Genomic DNA, 2,873 nt, shown 5'->3' on the forward strand with positions numbered 1-2,873 from the left:
TTGTTAATAATTATAAATAATAACGATTATAGATCCTATGGCTTGAAGAGATGGTCGAATCTCGAAGAGCCTAAAAGCAGCCGTGCCCGGCCGCTGGAAGAATACTGTTAATGACAGCTCATTCAGGGTCACAGATATAAAGAAATTAATGCAAAAATAACATCGCGAGCAACATCCATAGCTCTTTTCCGCAGCAAAACCTAAATAAAAAGCTGACTATGAATCATAATTGGAGAATTCCACTTAAATAATATGGAGTGGCTTCCATGATCTTTATCTGGCACCATCTTCCCAGATCCAGCGCGCCGGGGATCACAATGCCAGCATAATTGGCAGATCGGGCCTTCATGGTCTTGCCTCTCCCACACTCAGTCACAAGAGCATGCAATACCTTCCCCAGATAACGGCTATTCCTCCTCTCAGCGATCTCCAGCCATATTCGGGTCATCTCCCTCGAGCGGTCTTTCTTAATCCTGTCCGGCATGTCGTAGAGCCTGGCGGCTGATGTTCCAGGCCGGGGGGAGAATCTGGTGATATTCACCTTATCCGGCTGCAATCTCTCAATCAGGCTCATGCTCTCCTCAAAATCCTTATCCGTCTCGCCGGGAAAGCCAACGATAATATCAGTTATTATGGAGATGTCTGGATAGGCAAATCGAAAGGCGCTCACAAGCTCGAAGAACTCATCTGAGGTGTATCCGCGTCCCATCCTCTGCAAAATTTCATCCGAGCCGGACTGAACGGGGATATGCAGGAAACGGTAGATCTTTGGGCTCTGAAATGCCTCAATCAGCCTATCCTGGATGAGCCGAGCGCTATCGGGATTCATCATTCCAACCCTGAGCATAAAATCCCCTGGAATCTCAGTCAGCGTCTCCAGCAGCCCGGCCAGATCAGATCCAATATCAGATCCAAATGCGGCAGTGTCCTGAGCAGATATCTGGATCTCGGCTGTGCCAAGCTGTGCCAGCCTTTCCACGGCAAGGACCACATCCTCAACCGGATGGCTCTTCAGCCTGCCCCTGGCATTTGAGACTATACAATAGCTGCATGAGCCGTTGCAGCCGTCCGCCACATTGACAATGCCGCAGCTCTCTCCTCCGGGAGATGATTCGCGAAGATGAACAGCAATATGCCTCTCGCGCAGCATTTCTTCAGATTGAAAATTCTGAGATTGTAATTGCCCGGATTGCATATGCTGCGAAGGCATGAGCCAACCATTAAAGAGTTTGACGATCCTGGCGGCATCTCCTTGACTCAATGGTCCCAATCGCCCCCGGCAGCAGAGCGTTTGAACCGACTGGGGTATTGCCGCCGCCAGGCAGCCGGCGACGACCAGCTTCTCACCCTCCAGCTGCCGCAGCCGGCGGAGGATCTTTCTCTCCGTCCTTTCGGTGACCGCACAGGTGTTCACTATCACCATGTCAGCCTCCTTCAGGCCGGAAGGGATATGGCCCATCTCCCTCAGGGCCTCTGCCAGATCCTGAGAATTCCCGAAGTTCGATGTGCAGCCGAAGGTCTCGATATAAAACCTCATTCCAAAGCCTCACTTGAGGCCGTCTCCTCCCTTCTCACCTGATAAATCCCACTGATCGCCCCTATGACCGCCGGGGCGAGGAAAAAGCCGCCGATCCCTGCCACCAGAGCCCCTCCAAAAAAGGAGAGCATTACCAGCAATGGGTGCAATGAGGATCTGGTGGAGATGATATAGGGCCTTATGAACAGCTCTGAGGGGAGATAGATGAGAGCGGAGCTGATGACCAGGAAGAACAAAGCACCCTCCAGGCCCACGGTGAAGTAGCGGTAGACGGCCAGTGGGACCAGGACCGCCCAGGAGGTGAGGACCGGAACCATGCCGGCGATAAAGACGATGCTCGCCAAAGCTATGGGCCGGGGTATGCCGAAGAGGAAGAATATAACCGCTGCGATCAAGCTTCCCACGATTGATGTATAGACAGTGCCGATGAATATGCCGCTCAGAATTCGGTCGATTCTATCGATGTACCGCTCAAGAACCCTCATCTCTCCGTCTGGCAGGAGGGATATCAACGATCCCACAAAGCCCTCGCCATCCAGGAGGATGAAGTAGCAGATGGGGAAGGAGATGAGAAAGTTGATTATCCCCAAAGAGGCCATCCTGCCGATTTGGAGGATGGGAATAGATGCTGCCAGAGAGGCGATCAGGCCGAAGGCGTTCTCCAGACCGGAGAGCAGGCTCTCCCTGGCCCAGGAAGGAAGGTCTGTCGCCGTCTGCTGCATGAGATATCCAAGCCAGTACCTGAGCGCCTCCTGGTTCTTTGCCAGGGCTATTATCTGAGTGGCCACCTCAAGGCTTCCCAGGCCCAGCATCAGGAATATGGGGACCACGACGCAGATGGCAGCAACAAGCGACCCGAGCTTTTTTCTCTTGCCGAACCGATCCCTTATGGGCCGGCCCACATAGGCAAAAACGCTGCCCAGGATTATGCCGTCTAAGAATGGAAAGGCAAAGCATGCGGTCATGAGGACCGCGGCCAAGGCTAGGATTAAAATGCCCTTATGCTCTGAGCACCAGCGATCAGGGTCGTAGTCCATGGTTCACACCAAAGAATGAAGCATCTTGTCTTGCCGCGGAATTCATTCGCTTGATAGATATGGGTGACGCTTTATTAATGTTTCAAGGGAATGAAGATTGAGTGGGAGAGATGCGCCAGAGTTGCATAAGGAGATGATGACCGAGGATCGAGCATTCTCCAGGGCCAGGAAATAGATGCTTCTTGTGACTTCGCCTGCTACTATTGTTCGTCTTTTTTCTAACCTTAATCGTTTCTGTGCGTCTCTGTGAGCTTTGTGACTCTGAGGTTTTATTCCGTAACTACCATGTGTTTGAATAT

Annotated in this window: 3 protein-coding genes; all 3 read right to left on the minus strand. The window is 52.0% G+C overall.

Features of this window, described 5'->3' with window-relative positions; all coding sequences use genetic code 11:
* Positions 1 to 223: 223 nt before the first annotated feature.
* Positions 224 to 1,537 (minus strand): tRNA (N(6)-L-threonylcarbamoyladenosine(37)-C(2))-methylthiotransferase, encoded by a 1,314-nt coding sequence (locus BP727_RS01475; protein WP_276836432.1) that lies wholly within the window; start codon positions 1,535 to 1,537, stop codon positions 224 to 226.
* Positions 1,534 to 2,574, minus strand: coding sequence for an AI-2E family transporter (locus BP727_RS01480; protein WP_286857054.1), 1,041 nt, complete (start codon positions 2,572 to 2,574; stop codon positions 1,534 to 1,536). The genes BP727_RS01475 and BP727_RS01480 overlap by 4 nt, the downstream gene beginning before the upstream one ends.
* A 42-nt stretch (positions 2,575 to 2,616) precedes the next feature.
* Positions 2,617 to 2,873 (minus strand): hypothetical protein (locus tag BP727_RS01485; protein ID WP_286857056.1); only part of this gene is annotated, 257 nt, incomplete at its 5' end.

The organism is Methanosaeta sp. UBA356, from assembly GCF_002496465.1.
Classification (GTDB): Archaea; Halobacteriota; Methanosarcinia; order Methanotrichales; family Methanotrichaceae; genus Methanothrix; species Methanothrix soehngenii.

Bases quoted from the DNA above. Each gene is read 5' to 3' on its own strand.
- BP727_RS01475 (WP_276836432.1), bottom strand. From the start codon at position 1,537: ATGAGGTTTTATATCGAGACCTTCGGCTGCACATCGAACTTCGGGAAT.
- BP727_RS01480 (WP_286857054.1), bottom strand. From the start codon at position 2,574: ATGGACTACGACCCTGATCGCTGGTGCTCAGAGCATAAGGGCATTTTA.